General features: G+C 58.5%; 18 protein-coding genes. 15 read left to right on the top strand and 3 right to left on the bottom strand.

Annotated features, from left to right (window positions below; translation table 11 throughout):
- The first annotated feature begins 2 nt into the window (after positions 1–2).
- Positions 3–1,229, top strand: coding sequence for a hypothetical protein (locus C167_RS0119690; protein WP_017520014.1), 1,227 nt, complete (start codon positions 3–5; stop codon positions 1,227–1,229).
- Positions 1,230–1,277: 48 nt separating this feature from the next.
- Here C167_RS0119690 and C167_RS0119685 read toward each other — a convergent pair whose 3' ends face one another.
- Positions 1,278–2,813 carry a sensor domain-containing diguanylate cyclase gene (locus C167_RS0119685; protein WP_017520013.1) on the bottom strand — a complete coding sequence of 512 codons (1,536 nt, stop codon included), beginning with the start codon at positions 2,811–2,813 and terminating at the stop codon, positions 1,278–1,280.
- Between the two features lie 214 nt (positions 2,814–3,027).
- Here C167_RS0119685 and C167_RS0119680 point away from each other — a divergent pair, with 214 nt between their 5' ends.
- On the top strand, positions 3,028–4,152 hold the full coding sequence (locus C167_RS0119680) for a hypothetical protein (protein WP_017520012.1): 1,125 nt from the start codon (positions 3,028–3,030) through the stop codon (positions 4,150–4,152).
- Here C167_RS0119680 and C167_RS0119675 read toward each other — a convergent pair.
- Entirely contained in the window at positions 4,132–4,947 is an 816-nt protein-coding gene (locus C167_RS0119675) for a hypothetical protein (protein WP_017520011.1), read from the bottom strand. The genes C167_RS0119680 and C167_RS0119675 overlap by 21 nt on opposite strands.
- Before the next feature lie 132 nt (positions 4,948–5,079).
- Here C167_RS0119675 and C167_RS0119670 point away from each other — a divergent pair, with 132 nt between their 5' ends.
- From C167_RS0119670 to C167_RS32790, 8 genes are all read left to right on the top strand, one after another.
- A complete protein-coding gene (locus C167_RS0119670; RefSeq protein ID WP_017520010.1) occupies positions 5,080–5,586 on the top strand; it encodes a hypothetical protein in 507 nt (168 codons plus the stop codon).
- Between the two features lie 126 nt (positions 5,587–5,712).
- Positions 5,713–6,486: a hypothetical protein gene (locus tag C167_RS0119665; RefSeq protein ID WP_017520009.1), complete on the top strand. Its 774-nt coding sequence runs from the start codon at positions 5,713–5,715 to the stop codon at positions 6,484–6,486.
- A 64-nt stretch (positions 6,487–6,550) separates the two neighbouring features.
- The gene (locus tag C167_RS0119660; protein WP_017520008.1) at positions 6,551–6,841 is read left to right on the top strand and encodes a hypothetical protein; all 291 of its coding nucleotides are present in this window, start codon (positions 6,551–6,553) and stop codon (positions 6,839–6,841) included.
- 13 nt (positions 6,842–6,854) lie between these two features.
- Positions 6,855–7,283 (top strand): hypothetical protein, encoded by a 429-nt coding sequence (locus C167_RS0119655; protein ID WP_017520007.1) that lies wholly within the window; start codon positions 6,855–6,857, stop codon positions 7,281–7,283.
- A gap of 72 nt (positions 7,284–7,355) precedes the next feature.
- Positions 7,356–8,117, top strand: a complete 762-nt coding sequence (locus C167_RS0119650; protein WP_017520006.1) for a hypothetical protein — start codon at positions 7,356–7,358, stop codon at positions 8,115–8,117.
- A 47-nt stretch (positions 8,118–8,164) separates the two neighbouring features.
- Positions 8,165–8,401, top strand: coding sequence for a hypothetical protein (locus tag C167_RS0119645; protein WP_017520005.1), 237 nt, complete (start codon positions 8,165–8,167; stop codon positions 8,399–8,401).
- Between the two features lie 75 nt (positions 8,402–8,476).
- Positions 8,477–9,313 (top strand): hypothetical protein, encoded by an 837-nt coding sequence (locus C167_RS0119640; protein ID WP_017520004.1) that lies wholly within the window; start codon positions 8,477–8,479, stop codon positions 9,311–9,313.
- A gap of 285 nt (positions 9,314–9,598) precedes the next feature.
- Complete coding sequence (locus C167_RS32790) at positions 9,599–10,153, top strand: hypothetical protein (protein ID WP_017520003.1); 555 nt, start codon at positions 9,599–9,601, stop codon at positions 10,151–10,153.
- Between the two features lie 144 nt (positions 10,154–10,297).
- Here C167_RS32790 and C167_RS34580 read toward each other — a convergent pair whose 3' ends face one another.
- Positions 10,298–12,412, bottom strand: a complete 2,115-nt coding sequence (locus C167_RS34580; protein ID WP_157791857.1) for a hypothetical protein — start codon at positions 12,410–12,412, stop codon at positions 10,298–10,300.
- A 316-nt stretch (positions 12,413–12,728) separates the two neighbouring features.
- Here C167_RS34580 and C167_RS0119625 point away from each other — a divergent pair, with 316 nt between their 5' ends.
- From C167_RS0119625 to C167_RS0119605, 5 genes are all read left to right on the top strand, one after another.
- A complete protein-coding gene (locus C167_RS0119625) occupies positions 12,729–13,190 on the top strand; it encodes a hypothetical protein (RefSeq protein ID WP_017520001.1) in 462 nt (153 codons plus the stop codon).
- 293 nt (positions 13,191–13,483) lie between these two features.
- A complete protein-coding gene (locus C167_RS33365) occupies positions 13,484–14,218 on the top strand; it encodes a hypothetical protein (protein WP_157791856.1) in 735 nt (244 codons plus the stop codon).
- 46 nt (positions 14,219–14,264) lie between these two features.
- A complete protein-coding gene (locus C167_RS0119615) occupies positions 14,265–14,624 on the top strand; it encodes a hypothetical protein (RefSeq protein WP_017519999.1) in 360 nt (119 codons plus the stop codon).
- Positions 14,612–14,863 (top strand): hypothetical protein, encoded by a 252-nt coding sequence (locus C167_RS0119610; RefSeq protein ID WP_017519998.1) that lies wholly within the window; start codon positions 14,612–14,614, stop codon positions 14,861–14,863. The genes C167_RS0119615 and C167_RS0119610 overlap by 13 nt, the downstream gene beginning before the upstream one ends.
- A 135-nt stretch (positions 14,864–14,998) precedes the next feature.
- A complete protein-coding gene (locus C167_RS0119605; protein WP_017519997.1) occupies positions 14,999–16,162 on the top strand; it encodes a hypothetical protein in 1,164 nt (387 codons plus the stop codon).
- Positions 16,163–16,168: the final 6 nt, after the last annotated feature.

The following is a 16,168-nucleotide window of genomic DNA, read 5'->3' as shown; positions in this document are numbered from 1 at the left end:
CGATGAGCAGCATGAGCAATCTCAAGGAGGCCACCCGGCTACTGCCGGGTTGGGTGCCTCCGTTCTTTCTGTCGTGCCTGGTTGTAGGTCTCTACGTCGTGGCGCTGTTCACCTATAACGACCGACCGAGCGAGCTGGTTGAGACAGCAACGACGGCTGCCATCGTCCTCTCCACAGTCATCGCGTTCGGCTTCCTAGTAGCTGCGATCCTCAAGTCCGAGCAAGGCAGTCTGGGCAAGTCGATGAGCGACGGGTTTTCACGCGGGCTGACCTTCGTTTGGGCAACCGCGTCGGGTTGTCTGGCAGTCTTTGTTGGTGCAGCAGGGGTTTATCGGACTGTCCTGGACAACCTCGGGTACAGCATCTCTGCCATATTGGTCGTCGCCATTCTCGGGATGGCGTACTGGGCAACATCCAACAAGCAGGAGGCAAAGCCCGAAACCGATCCGATTTCTGGCATGTCTAAATCGCTTGCACTCCCTGCTAATTTTGCTCAGACGCCAGCACAACGGCCGGCATTTCAAGTGACAATGGCCGACACCACTCGCCTGGCCATGCATCAGGCTGGCCGGATCATTGCCTACAAGGGCAGCAACTGCCTGATCGATGGCGAGTTCTTTGCTGACCTCGACCTCAATGCGCGAACCGCGAAAATCTTCTCGGACATGAACCTGATCGCCACCAGCCAGTTCATCAACTGGCGGATGCACATGCTGCTGATCGGCAGTGCGGCTGAGCATGTCATTCGCGGCACTTCAAGTGAGGCGGCGTTCGATGACCTGCAGAGCTTCGACGACCTGGCGGTGAAGTTCCTGATGCTTGGCGATGGTCGGCATGCATTCCTGGCCCCGGCCAGCGAAGCAGAGGCCACCCTGAAAGCAGCTCGCCTTGGCATGATCCGCAAAAATGTCTGGTCTCGTTGCCTCGCCGCGGCCGAGATGAACAAGGAAACTATCCTGCAGCTCGTAAGACTGATGCGTATCCAGCCCTGCCTGACGCACGGTGATCTCAAGCACCTGCTGGAGAAAGTCGAGATGCCCCTCGACTTCCCAATCGCCGAGTTCGATACCGATGAAATGATGGAGCGAGCCCTTCTGGGACTGATACACGAGGCTGAACCCGTCGATGAGGATGTAGCGATCGAAACTTCGGCCTTGGATGTCGAGCCACAACCGATGCGCGACAACGTTCGAGAATTCCCGACTCGCAGCTCCACACTCCAGGCCTGATCGTCGGAAACAAAAAAGCCCCGCAATGCGGGGCTTTTCTTTTGGAGGTCAGCGGCCGGGGGAAACCTCCACCCGGTCCCGACCATTGCGTTTGGCGCTGTACAGAGCCTCGTCAGCGAATCGGATCGACTCTTTCACCGAGTTGCAAAGGTCGGATACGCCGGCGCTGAACGAGCAACTGAACGGGGCCCCATCTTCGGCCTGGAACTGAATCGACGTGAAAACCGTCCGCAGCCTGTCCACCACGTTCTTCGCCTGTTCCTGGCTCGCACCGACCATCGCGATGGCAAACTCCTCTCCTCCGATGCGGCCGACGTGGTCCTCGGAACGCAGCGAATCGGACAGCACCTCTGCCAGGCCCACAAGGACCCGATCACCGATTGGGTGCCCAAAGGTGTCGTTGACCGTCTTGAAGTGATCGATGTCGATGAGGACCAAGGAGCTTGGGCGTCCTTCGCTGAGGACACCTCCGGCCGACGTCATGAATTGGCCGTGGTTCAGGAGGTTCGTCAGGGGATCACGCCGCATCCTCGACTCGACAGCCTTCGATCGGCTGACAATCGACTTCAGGGCTCGGATGAAGGCGTCGCGCTTCAATGGCTTCTGCACGAAGCCATCAGCCCCTCTCGACAGCGCCAGCAGCTGACGCTCTGCATTCGATTCCCGGCTGAGGAAGATGATGGGGATGGTCACGTCCCGATCCTGCCGGATGATTGAGGCTACAACGTCACCATTCGCGTCCGGCATGTGGAAGTCACTCACAAGCACGTCCGGTCGGAACCTGCTGATCGCATCCAGCACATGACTTGGGTGCTGGATGTGCTCAACCACTAGCCCTGCCTCGGTCATGATCTTCTGAGCGACGTAAGCGTCGGTTCTAGAGTCATCGAGGAGCAGCACCCGATACCCCTCGATCTCGATATCTCGGTTTCTACTCCTGAACAGGCTTCTGAGTTGTCGGATGTCGTCATCCTGAGAAAGGATTCGGACCTGGCCCAGCACCGTGGCCAACCGACGTTGCTCGAAGGATAGCGCCCCACTCTCGGCAACCAGCACCACTAAGGCATCTGCTTCTGAAGCTGCAACGAGGGACTCAACGAAGTCCAGGCCCTCGGGATCACCAAGCAACCCAGAGCCGACCAGGATCATGCTTGAGCGTCGAATTGACTCCCGATCTTCGGGTTTGATCTGTATCCCTACCCCCATCGCGAGCACATTCGCCCCCATTGCCTGGAGCCCGCGAGCCAGATCCTGCGACCGGTCACCATAGCCAGAAACGAAAAGGGCTGCTGGACCTTTGGCCTTGGCCAATGTGTCGTTCGCTCTACGGCTTATGGTTTGTAGCTCTTCCATCATGCAATCGACCTCGGAGATTACGGCGTCAGAGAGCGAAGACGCTCGATTGGTTACGGCGAGCAGCCCTCGAACACTGCCTTCACATTCCGCGCCGCCGGCAACGTCAGAGAGGGCGTGCGCCGCATTGGCGAGGACCTGGCGGAAAACATCTAGATGGCGAAGCGTCGGCTTGGGCCGCACCTGCAACCACCAGGACGTCTGTAGGGCGTGGTTTACGGAACTGATCATCAGGGAGGGTCTCCTCGCCCTAATAGTGTCCAGGGAGTGCCCTGAATTCGAAGGTCCGAGCCTGAACCCGCAGTGAGACGTCAATTCGGACTAAAGGCGACTCAAAGCCGTGGCGGAATGTCGGGTTTCGTCAGCTGGCAGTTCAAGGAATGTCGGGGATGGTTCTGGCACTCGGATACACGCGAGAGGATGCAGGCATGACGGAGGACCCGAAATGCATCAGATCAATCGTGAAGCGCTGACCAACCCGGAATGCCTACAGGCTGCACGTCGGCTGCTCGCCGGTAGGGGCGAATGCGATAACTCCACCCCGGCATCAGTCCGCGCGGTGGTTGAGGCCGTACAAGCCGGGTGGTTCATCATCCCCGCAGGTCGCGGCGGCTCATACACCAAGCGTCAGTTCGATCACTTCGACCGCTGCTTTGCCGTGGCGCCTTGGATTCGCCAGATTCAGGTCGAGGCGAAAGCGTTTGACCAGGTGCTTCGAAGCAAGCTTGGCAACCGCTATAGCCTCACGTTCCCAGGCGGGATGAAGCTGACCGCGCCATCCCTCAAGGCAGACGCCCTCCCCTACCGTGTGGCCCGGCTACCGCACACCTTTCAGGCGGGGAAATTCAAGCCCGATCTTCTGGTTTCATGTCTGGAGGACACGCAACAGTCCTGCCGGAGGATCAGAACCGAAATTTCAGCGCTGACCCCCGATTGGGTGCTGTGTCCAACAACATCCGTCGCTGACCTCTACTCACACCTCGGGCAGCATGGTCAAGAATCCCTGTTGTTGACCGTGCTGCTCTCCACCCGGCCTGGTTATCTGCCCTTGGAGGACCAGCGTTGGCTGAAACAGGTGCAGAGCGGGATGATGCCGCCGGCGGAGTACGAACGCAGGGCAGCGGAGCGGGACCGGGCGCAGGCTCAGGCGTCTCGCGAGGCCTGGCAGTCACGCTTCGCTCGAATTCAGACCCTGGCTTCGGTTCTGGACGCTCTCCCGTCCTACCATCAAGCGACCATTACGCGCAGGGTCAAGCAGGTAGATCGAAGCGCCATTCCCAAACGCAAGGGGGCAAAGCTGGTGATCGACTTGGGTGACTGGCATGAGATTGGCGATCGCCATGAACTCCGGAACGGATTCGAGCTGGTGAACTTCGTCCTATCCCTGGATATGGAGTTGGCCGAGGCAGAACCTACATGGCCTTCGTACCATGACGCCGAGAACACAGCGTTCGGCAAGATCCTGTTGCTAAGAGCGGAAATGACCCAGCAAGCCCCTGCGCGGGCCCGTGGTGATGAGTTCGACGATTTCCCCGCCCGTTACGCCGGTTCAAACGGGCATGCCGCCTAGAGCCTCGTAGAGGCCCCAGAGGGCGATCAGCACCCCTGCAACCCCAAAGAGTGCCTTGGGACTCGACCCAAAGGTGCGCAATCCCCACAGGAGAGGGGACTGCCGGGCGGCCGCCAGCTCAGCTGCTAGTCGTTCCCGCGCTCCTTCTGCGTTGGACTGGGCGTCCTTGAGATGCTGGACCTGTGCCCGCAAGTGCTTGATGTACTCGGGCACCCTCATCTCCGTCATGTTCTTTTCCCAGGTGTGGACCACCTTCAGGTCGCTGGCCGTCATTGGGCGTGAGCGCCCGGTCCGATGTTCGGGATCGCTGTAGTCAAATACGAACCCCACCTGTTCGTACCCCCTGTTCCTTCGGATCAGGTTGTCGCCTTCGGCCTCTGTTTCGCTCAGCGAGATTGAATTGACCACCGCGGTTGGGAATTGGCGTAGGAACTGGGCGGCAGCGGAAAGGAGATACGTCCCAACCCGGTGCCCCTGGAGCGCATCCGGAGACACGTGGATAAACCTCCTGCCGTGCCCATCCGCCCCACCAAAGGATGCCTTGGGGGGATTGCTCACCCTGTTCACGCCAGCGGTAAGGCCACCTTTCCCATTGAAGGGGAAGTTGGTGCTGATCGCCTTATAGGTGATTTCCAGCGATGCCCCGCTCGATGTCACCACTTCGCGCCGAGTGAGTAGGAGAACGGCAACCTCACACTCCCTGTCGTTTCTATCCCCCACGATCAGGACTGAAGTGTCTGTCGTGTCATGGGGTGACACGTTCTGATTCGCCGAATCAGATTGGGGCTCCAACACGGGGACTCCTCCTGCCTGAGGTTCTGCGGAGGTGCCTTGAAGAGCACCTCCAGCCGATTGCTTGGGGGTGATTCTGGCACGCGAAAGTGGCCATGAGGATTGGGATGCCATCAATCACAGAGGCATCTCACCATGGAAACCATGCTCAGCAATCTGAACGCGATCTCTGCGGCGCGAATCCGCCTGAGGGATCTCAACATGCAGGAGGTTCCCCAAGGCATCGCCTGGTCCTGCATCGTGTATCTCAACGGGAAGCGTCTCGGCACCATCCAGGACCCCGGCGAGGACCACCCTCTGTCGATCGGTCTCGATGAAAGCCAGGTGCAGGCGCTGGCTGGCGCGCTGAAGAAGCAGGGCTACAAGCTCAACACCGAAGCCGCAGGCCGCATCGATATCGACAACGACAACGAGTACCTGGGACAGGTACTGCCCCAAATGGCAGACGAGGTGGAGTGGTTCAACAAGGCCAAGGGGTTGCTGAAGAGCAACACGCTGTTCCGCATCAAGGGTGATGTGGACGAGACCTTCCGCGTAGTTCTCGCTCCCTACTCCGACAAGACCCAGGCCACGCTGCGCCAGCTGTATGGCGATGATCTGGAACTGATCCTGAACACTCAGCTGCGAGGTGTAGTCCTCTAACCAACGTCGATTGGGCTAGGCCGTCAGGGTGCTGCGTCACCCTGACGGCCCAGGCTCCCCCGCCCGGTTCTGGCACACCTCACCTCAACTGATCATGGCCTCCATCAACTCACACCGGAGAAAACCATGACCCACGCTCAAGAATCCACCGCGCAGCAGAACGGCCACCCCTGGTGTCTGGTCTACGCCGACTACCCATTGGGAGAGCCGGTGATGGACGCGCTGATTGGCCCATTGTACTTCGAGACCAAGCGCAAGGCCCTCCAGCACTACATGAACCAGCTCGCGCCGCGGTTGGAAGCCGATGACACACTCAAGGCCTACCTTGGCTCCCTGGATGAGGTTGTGCAGCTGCATCCCCACCTGGTGACCGACAGTAGCGATCAGCTATGCGCGGCGGCCGAGACGCTGGACCTGGAGGTGCTCGACCTGATCTGCAGTGCTTACAGCCACAACGAGCAGTCCCAGGGCCGCGAAGTGATCCTTCTGCTGGAGCAAGTACCGTCGCTATGGCGTTGGAAGGCTGATGCCGAGGCTCAAGCCGAGAACCAGGGCGTTGATGCCGGCGTTCAAGCGCCAGCATCGGAACGTCGGCTTCTGGTGATCTTCCACCCCCAGGCCTGGCAGAACGGCTACGCAATTGCCGTTGACCCCGGCCCCACCCAGATCGACGTGACCGAGGAGATTCTGGCGATGGGCCGCGACCTGGCGCTGCACCTCACTGACGACAGCGATGAGTCGGACACACTCCGCCTCGCCCGACTTGCCCCTGACTGGGTGCGCGATTGGGCTGGACCGCATGCCATCGAGTGTGAGGATGCCATCGCAGAGTTCTTCGCAGAGCCAGATCTGGCAGCGGCTGTGACCGCCCGCCCCGCAGATTCCAGCCCCGCCATTTGACCCTGACCTATACCGGCTGCCCGTTACCATCCGGGCATCCGGCAATCCATCCCAGAGGCTCCCTGTGCGCCCCATCGACATCATCCTCAATCTGGCCCTGGCCGCCACCATCCACAGGACAGACGCTGCAGTTGTGAGAACTGGAAAGCGCCTCCTCAAGAAAGTAGAGGGAAGGGATCGGCAGTCGATTTTTGATGTGATCAACCAGAAGTCGCCATGCCGCTACATCATCAACCACGTGAAGTCGATGCCTGACGAAGTGATCTTCATGGACCTCGAGGCCGAGCGTGTGGCACCCCACATCCAGCTCGCGCGGGCGAAAGCCGCGGCAGGCCAAGGACAGCCGGTGAAGTGATCAGGAGCAGTACATGCACAGCCAACAAGCACACTCCACCACTACTCGACGACTGAGCCTTCACGAATTCATCGTGCTGCGCTCACTCGGACCGCTTCGCTATCTCCGGGACGACGAGTCTCCCCTTTGGAAGGTCGGCCGCAGCTGGACGTATCTACCCGCCCGCCGGCGCGCCGCGACGCAGGCGTGTGAAACGTTCACTACCAGAGGCTTGGTGCGGAAAGAGTCTGGCCACTGTTCCCCTCAGTACGGGGCAATGAGCGCATATGTGCTCACCGACGCAGGCAAAGCTCTGCTGGCCCAGGTGAATGCGATTACCCATCGGTCTCAGCCGAACATCAGGGCCGAGTCTGGCTTCGCTCGCATCCGCCGTTTACTTGGCGGACCCCATGACACGGCCGGCGGCAACAGCTGCTCGACAGTGATGATGGCAAATTATTAGCATCGCCGACCGAGCGCCAACAAACACCCTGATCAAGCGCTACCGTCGCTTCCCCCTCACGGATGACTTTCAATGAACAAAAGCGGATACCTGTGCCTGACCCTGATGCTTGCGGTAGGAGGCCCAAGCTTCTTCCTCCCACCTGAAATCGCCGGAGCGTCCATCGCCTCGATCGCCCTCCTCTCCTTCGTGTATTTCGTGTACTTCCTGATCAAGAACGATCTCCACCACGACATCATCGGAGGCATCCTTCTATCGTTCCTGGTCATGGCCTTGGGCGTCATTCCGGTTATTGGCTGGATCATCGTCATCGGCTTCGTGATCTACAACATCGGTAGAGCCCTGGAAGGCCTCAAGTGCTTGCTGCCGGATGTTCTCGCCAGTGCGGTGATCTACGGCCTGCTAATCGCCCGATTCGCGCTCAATGTTCGGGACCCAGCAGTCATTGCTGGCCTTGCCGGTTGCTATCTGGTTGCGACGATCTTCTACTGCCGCACCCTCAACGGCCTGGCCACGCAGAACGCCCTGTTCAAGATGAGCGTGATGTGGCTGTCCATCCCCTTCGCCGCGCTGACCATCATCTCGATCGTTTCCGCCCTGGGGAACCTGTTCCGTACCATCAGCAGCACGGTGACCCGCACGGTCCTTACCCCGCAGGTGGTTTCTGCTCACATGCGCGCCGGCATGCCAATCGACGCCTATACCCGCAATATCTCCACCACTGTCACTTCCACAGTGACCCAGATTGCGCCAGGCGCTGGCGTGGTGACCGCTGGGGTGGCTGGCGAAGTGTCGCAGAAGGTGAAGAAAGAGAAGGTGCGGGCCTCGGAGTGAGCCCCAATCAATCCTCAGTTGCTTAGTCAGTCGTGATGGAGACTTCTATGAAACTCAGCCCAGCCCAGCAAAGAGTGATGCTCTGGCTCAGTCAGGGATGGGGAGCCCGCGTCTCCCACGGCTCAGCTGTCGAGATCAACGGCAAGCGCGTGTGCAACGTCGACACGATGATCGCCCTGGCCCGGATGAAGCTCGTGGAGCGCGAAACGCGCGCACCCTACTGGATGGCCACAGCAGAGGGGAGGAAGCTGAGTCCCAACTACGTCCCAGACAGCGAAGCCTGAGGGCCTGGCGATCTGGTTCTGGCACGACCCTCCTGCCGAAAGAATGGCGGCTCCACCTCATAGGAGCCGCCGCAGATGACCGGCAAGATCCTCAGATTCAAACCCCACCTTCAGTTCCAAGACACCTGTGGTGTCCCACTCGATTCGATGCCCTCCCAGGAGCCCTTCCGGAAGGCCATTGCCAGCCGCCTTGGCATCGCGCCAGCAGCCCTCCGTACCGAAAGCCAATGTTTGGAAGCCGGAAAGGCACTCTTCAGCACTGCAAAGACCCCCGAAGAACTTCTCGCTGACGCTGAGGCACTGGTCCGCGCATCAGCCGAGTCTATCCTCCTGTCCCACAAAGGCCGCATCGACCCCAAAGGGCGAACCGCTATTGCTGTTGCGAAGGAGCTGCTCGCGGGCCGGCACATGACCCGAGAGCGGAAGGCGCAGATCGAGCGCCTGATGGAAATTTCGCCTGACCTTGTTCATGCCGAGCCGCTGCAGGCGGTAAGAGCAGGCAGTTCAGGGGAAGCGGATGATCGAAACCAGCATCGTGGCCCTGCCGACTGGCTGAAACTGGTCAGTGACGAAGCCCGGGGCCTGCTGCGCGTCGTGAGCCGCGACGACTCCAAGGCTTTCCGGGTGGTGTACCAGGGCGGAATCTTCGACGTGACTTTCAAGCCCGACGCTGGGGAACAAAGCTCGAACGACCACGGTGCATTCCAGGCCGGTCCGGTGGAGGTCTATGCCTGGGCGCGGGGAGAGTGGTGGTACAACACCATCGAGGTGCAACTCCGCGGACACGTCGGCACGCCCATCACCAACGTGGCCACCGTCAGCGCCAGCTGGCATCGAGTCCCAAGCTACTCCTCAGCGTACGAGGTCATCCTTGCCATGTGCGACGCCGTTCTGACCGACATTCCGTTCTGAACTGCGTAAGGTTGGCTCCGAATTCGCACCCGAAGATCGGCGCCGACCCGGAGTTCGAGTTCGGTTCCTTTTTTCGGGGCGCAATGGCGCAACACGGCCACCGCCCCGACAAACCGGCCTGATGGCGAACAGCTCCAGCCTGGAATTCGGCCCCTACGACACGACTTGATCGCCCGTAGACGGCAAGTACCCCAGGTGCCGGCCCCCGTGGTGGTGGTGGTTCTGGCACGCCCAAGTCCACCAGAAGATGGCTCCATCGACAACGAATTGTCCTGGAGCCATCCCATGAACCCAGCCTTCGAAGAAGCCCTCACCGCTCGCCTCCTGTGGGGCAAGTACATCGTCCTCGCACGCACTGAAGGGTGCGAGGAGTTGGCCGAACAAGCCAAGCAGGCGGCCATCGATGCGGTCCACGACCTGGCATCCAATGATGTGCTCAAGCTCCGCCACTACGGCCCCCACGCCCCTCTTGTTCTGCAGTTTGTTCCGCACCTAGCGGACCAATACAACATCGCACACGAACACTTCACCGAGGCCTACTACGAGAACTTCAACAAAGGATTCATCGGGAGCGTTCAGGCCGATTGGCTGCCCCCAGTGAAGCCACTGGAACTTCCCTACACCAAGTGGCTGCTCGCGGTGGATCAGTACATCGCGGAGCAGCTGGGCGGATCGTTGGAAGACGCCGGCGTGGTTTCTTACAGCCAACCTCGCGCCTTGATGGGGGCATGGAGCGATCGCCTCGCCCCGGAGGCAGCAGGTTCCGCAGTGCTCGCTGAATACCAGGCCAAGCAAGGGCATGTGGGCCTCGCCGCCATGGCTGCTGACTGGGAGTGTTGAGTAAGGAACACTGATCGGGCCGCGGCTACCGCGTGAGGCTCCGAATCCATCCCCGAGATTCGGAGCTGGCCCACCCTAGCGTGGCGTCCACCGCCACCAGAGAACAGGGGCACCCTGCCCTAATGAGTCGGGTGCCTGTGCGACTCAATTGTGCTTAACCCACTCCGGTTTCGTGTCCGATGCACCTTCGTCGAGGAGTGTGAAAGGTTGGTAAGCAATCCCGAACTGGGCCGCAAGGATCTGATGCAAGCCCTTTGTCAGGGTCCCCTCGTGATCCTTAGCAGTCATCTCTTTGGTAAAGGCAAGGCTAAAGTCTACTGATCGAATACCCAAGACTCCCTTGGATTGCGCTACCCAGAAAAGCGCATCCTCGAAATCATCCGCTTCGATGACAATGGGTATGAGCATCGGGGGTGGAGATGCTCGGCGTTCGGGCATCGCGTGGAGAGAGCTCCACCGCTTACGAATATCGATTACATCACCAGTCTGTGTGTGTGCTTCTTCAAGGAGTACCCTGGCGAAATCCGAGCAACGCGTCGACGCTTCATTGCCTGAGAACTGGCGCTTATGCACAGTGACCTGGTCAATAGTGTCATTGGCGACTCGAATCCGGACTTTAGGTCCGAATTGGAACTCCTCAGCAAGCACTTCTTTCAATGCTTGAAAATCTACTTTGTCATGGTTGATCCATGGCTTCTGATCCAGACCAGCTTGAACCCTGGAGAAGTCTGGAGCAAGCCATAGGTGCCAAACCATCATAAAGGGTCCGTCATCAGCTTTGGTGGTTTCGACATGACTTTTGAATCCCGAAACTACAGATTCGAAGTAGTATTCTTTGGGTTCACGCTGATCTATGCCAGGCGTAAAGAATACCCAACTTACGCCAGGGCCAAACCCAATATTCCGCTTCAGATGCTGGCAAATTTTGTTAGCCGTTTTAATTCTGCTATCTTCGAGGCTTTTAATCCTGCGAGCCGAATCACGGAATTGATAAGGATCGACCACCCCACAAACATGCATGTCGCGCTTGTAACGCCGCTTCAAATCCTTGATTACCGCTGAAATCAAATCCAAACCTCGACCTGGCTCACATCGATCATTTCGCTCAAGATAATTGATTGTAAGCAGGTTGGACCATTCAAATATAAATCCTGTGCCAATTCTGGTTGGCGTCAGCCTCTTTTTATTCCCTTCTTCAACTGAAGAGTCAGCAGCAGCCTTGAGATAGGCGTACACAGCCTCCACTCCACAGTCTTCAGTGGCCTCAATCAATTCGGAGCCAACCCAGTTTTCTTTAGCACCCACCACAAAGCCGCCCTCAGCTTCAGCCAGAGACAATCCTGAGGTATCTAAAGAACGTGCAGTCCACCTGAAAGATTTGAACGGTGAATCATCAAGCGGAATTCGCTGCAAACGAACCTCATAACTTCCCGACTCATGGGGAATAATGCTCACCTTCGCATCACTCAGTCGGCCAGGGTGCGGATCATCGAAATAGAAACCGGATTCTGATTTGTCCCTGAAGAACCTATTCACAGCCGGTTCGTTCAGCCAAACGGTGTAAAGACTCTCTAGAGCAGAATATAGATCAGGAAAAGATGAACGATCCCTTGGGAGCGCTCTAACATCTTCCATGCTCATACCAGAGCCGCTACGTATTAGTTCATCATTGCGCCACAGGAATTCACTAAAGAAAAACTTCATCGCGCAATCAAACACAGCCTGCTGGCTCTGGCTTGAAAGCAATTCTTTCAATGGCATCAGAAGGTCAGAGTCCGATGCATTCTTCAGTTCAATCGCGATTAATGATAGGGCGCACGGGGTGGTTTTAACATGAAAGTCTTGGGATACACGCAAGTCACTAGAAAAACCATCAGTGAAGTGCTCAATTGCGACCTCGATCGTTTCTTTACCCAACATGCATGGCTTGCCGGCCATATTCCAACGCCCGAGCAAATGCAAAGGCCATGACTGCAGGAATTCTTCGGTGCCGTAATAGTCCAAATCCAAGAACTTCCTGAGCCGATTATTTGCCCCATATGTCAAACGAATTACATCGGAAGGGAGTTGAGCTAATGCTGACTTCTGGGCGTCATGAAAGTCTTCATAACCGAGCGTTACAGCAAGAATCTCCTGAGCCTTTGAGAGTTTAATTTTCTCTTTAAGAGGCCAGTTGCTCGCGATAAATTTGGCGACTTTCGTGTAGCGTTTTGATTCGAAATCGTCTACGGATAACGAGAACTTGTCTTCGAAAGACATGGCGTTTCACCGGCGGCACGATATGCGGGGTCGGCTGCCCGCCCGTACCATTCGGCAAAGGGGTAGGCATGGTGCAGATTTGCTATCAATCCCCTTGCCTAAGGCTTCGCAGGCCGACCGCACGACTGGGGAGATGTCGTAGGGCAGGAGAATAGCACCCTGGTGCTGGGCCAGCCAAATGAGCTGGCTCCCATCCAAGTTGCGGATCAGAACGGGTATTCAGCCCTAATCCTGGTACCTGAGAATCAACTACCCCGCGCTTCTGGCACGGTCGATCCCGACTGAGACTACCTCTAACACTTCAGGAAGCTCTCACATGCAGTCGATCGCCACACCCGCCCAGTTCTCCCTCGACTTCAGCGCGCCGGCCGCCAGCCTCTGGCCTAGCCTGCCCATGTGTCCGCCCGACCTGCTTCCGGATGCCGTGGTCGCCTTGGATGACCCGTTACTGGCTGTCTGCAGTATGGAGATCCGCGAGCACATGAGAGCGCGCCGGACCTTCGACGATATGCTGACCGAGATGCGAGCCATCACCGAAGTAGCAGAAGAGCGCCAGCGTTACGGCTGCCGCGGTGTCCTGGGCCTGGGCGGTGCACGCACATACCAGGACGTCGGCACTCTCGAGTCGGTGATGGACTGGATGCACGATCACGAGCTGCACCGGATCAACCAGATCAAGCTGTCTCTGCCGACCACCGGAGAGGAAATGCTGGCCGCCCGGGAGCGTATCCAGCAGCGCATCGCTGCTCGCAATGCCAAGCGCCAGCAAGCCGCATAGACGCCCCCTGACAGTGCTGGAGGGTTGTAGCATGGGCGGGTCGGGAACTAATGGCCATTTGCTTGTCTCAGCTGTATCGGCGCGATAGCCGTTGGACAATGCCCAAGGAGCAGGGGCGCTTGTCCCTCACCTGGCTCACGGCCCGGCGCGAGGCTCCATTCCTAGGGTGGAACGGGCCTGGAATCCTTCAGGATCGGTTAGCGCGCTGTGGTACGACCCTCGATAGTTGCATCGCCCTGCCGGCCACGCCGCGGCGATGCGGTTCGTCCATCCAAGAATGCATAGGGACTTTCATGACCAACGTTCTTCGTGGTTATGCAGCGGCCGCAGCCGCATTGCTGGTGTCAGGTTGCACCAGCACCGCTCAGGACAATATCTCCAGCTGGTACCAGCTCCGCGAGAGTGATCCCCCAACTTACGCCGTTGGCACGGCTGGCTTCGACGGGAAGCTCGATGATCCGCATGGGCAGCGCCTGACCCTTCGCTTCCGAGATGCGGCAACCAAGACCCACGCGGTAGAGATCACCATCCGAAACGGCTTCAAGAACGACGGCACTTTTGTGCTGCCGCTGACGCCGCGGGACTACGAGCTCTATCAGTTCGAATTGCAGTATTTCAGTCATGACGAGCAGGTGCCGTCTGGAGAGTATCGGAACGAATGCACTTACTCGGGCTCATCGGACGGCAAGCGCTCTGACAGTTACTACTCCACCTCTTCCTCGACCTGTAAATCAGGCCCGGTGACCTACACCGAGGAAAGGTATTCCACCTACACCTCGCCCAAGTTCTCGGCACCCTTCAGGCTTAGCCCGAACAAGACCTCGTACATCGGCAATTTCCTGGTGCAGTGCGACTTCCAGATCGCCTACAGCCGCAACAGTGCGCAAAGTTGCTGGCTGAACTACGGCGTGGGCGACACGGCTCCGGTTCGGAGGGCGCTTGAGGCTAAGAAAGCTCCCTACCCGCCTCTGTCCATTGTCCCCCTGGACGTACACGCCAACGAAGGCCAGATCCATTCGGCGTACTGAGCGCCAGCAACCGGCGTAAACCAGCCCCGGAAACAGGACCCAGAAGATGACCCCACAGGTAAAACAGACTCAGCACACTCTCCGGATCGGCCCGCACTTCTTCAATGCGCTGAGTTGGGTTCGGCAAACCATCTTCCCGGCGGACCTCGAGACTGGACTGGTCGACCTCGGCACGGCTCCTGATGTCGCCCGTGACATCAGTCGCACCTATGGTCATACCCAGCACCGGGATATCTTTCGGTTCTACGAGGAGTATGCGTATTCAGTCAGCTGCAAAGAGTGGCAGGAGGCCCTCTCCGGCTTCATCTCCGCCCGCCTGGCCGAGTACGACAGGTACGGCAAACACGAACTGCCGATGGTGCAGTACCTGCAGGCTCAACTGGAGGAGACCAAATGCCCGAACTGACCCTTGAGCAAGTCAAAGCCATCTACCGGGCGGCGATAGACCCTGACGTTAAAGACACTGAGGGATCGAGCTGGTGGCAAGCGGTCACGGCAGAGGTACAGGCCGTAACATCGGCGCCGACCGCTAAAGCCGCCGGAGAGATCATCGCCTGGTGGCATCGAGAGTGGAGCGCCGTCGGTGACCACCCGACCCGTGCGGCCCAGCGCCTGCGGTCCGCAGCTCGCATGTTCCACCCATAACATCAGCGCCCAGAATCACCAGAGCTTGCGATTTAACCTGCCGCGGCGCCTGGTCGCCTAAGGTCTGGATGGCACTACGCCACCGCTCTCAGATATGCTCCGCCCACGCAAACCTCAACGATCAAGGACGACCGCATGCGCAAGCTGTTCCAGGTCTGGCTTTTCCTGACCATCTGTTCCATGGCGATCTACACCCCCTTTTACCTGTTCGGGAACAACGCCCTCGACGCTGTTGAGGAGGTCACTCCCGAAGATTTGATCCCATTCACTGGGTACAGAGGACAGGACGATGAGCGCATCGCCAATGCTTGGCGCGCCACCGGTGTCGACACATCCATGGAGTTGGAGGACGCACTGGATGACAACAAACTGCTATCCAATGTTGAGATTCGCTACGCCACCGATCCTCAGTTGGTCCGCGCATCGATGGCGACCGGCTTGTCCGTTGTTGAGGCAGTAGCAGACGTAGGCGATGGCCTGCAGCTTCGAATCGTATTCACCGTGATCCCGAAACGCTTCCTCAAGTCCTGGGCCGTAGTGAACGGCGTGTTGGGTATGCAGATCACTGATGGCAAGCATTCCTACGACATGCTTGAGGACCTGAGCGACCAGGTGCACTTGTACGCACTTTTCGAGAAGTCTGGTCGTGGAGGTACCGAATCTGTCCAGAGAATGAAGGGCCGGTTCAAAACGATGCTGGCCGTTGCAGAAGAGCGTGAGCGTGCGAAGCAGCGCGATCAGGCGGGCACCCCTCAGCCAACCCCAGCTGATCCCTATGCAAATAGCGATTTCATGGGGGTCGACAAGAGTGCCAGCACCAGCACCACGGCGAACGGCCGCAATGGTGCTGCCATCTCGACAGAAGAGTACCTGCGCGGGTATGACGATCAGTTCAATAAGGCCGATGATGAGTCAATGACCAATCTCGAAGCCTACGTTGCCGCGAAGGAAAAAGCTGCTCAACCCCAGGCACCTACTACGCAACAGCAAAGCCACGGACTGCAATCCGATGACCAGGCTGTAGGCGATGGGCACACCGCAGGCTCGGCCAGCCGGCCGGCTCAGCTCACCCGGGCGGGCAACTACGGTCCAGACAAGATCGTGATCTTCCAATGGGAAGGCCAACCGGCCTACTGCGCAGACGAGGGTATCGACGGCGCGAACTGCCATGGTGATGGCTCGGCCTTCATAGGTGCAGGCACCCACGAGGATTACATGGACAAGGGCAGCTCCATCTGTATCGCCGGCGAACCTGGGTGCCAGTTGCCCCAATACTTCCCGGCAGACATCCGGGGGTGAATGACG

The organism is Pseudomonas nitroreducens TX1, assembly GCF_000313755.1.
GTDB lineage: Bacteria > Pseudomonadota > Gammaproteobacteria > Pseudomonadales > Pseudomonadaceae > Pseudomonas > Pseudomonas nitroreducens_A.
Note: the sequence above shows the minus strand (reverse complement) of the source record. Positions and strands in the feature narration are given on the sequence as shown.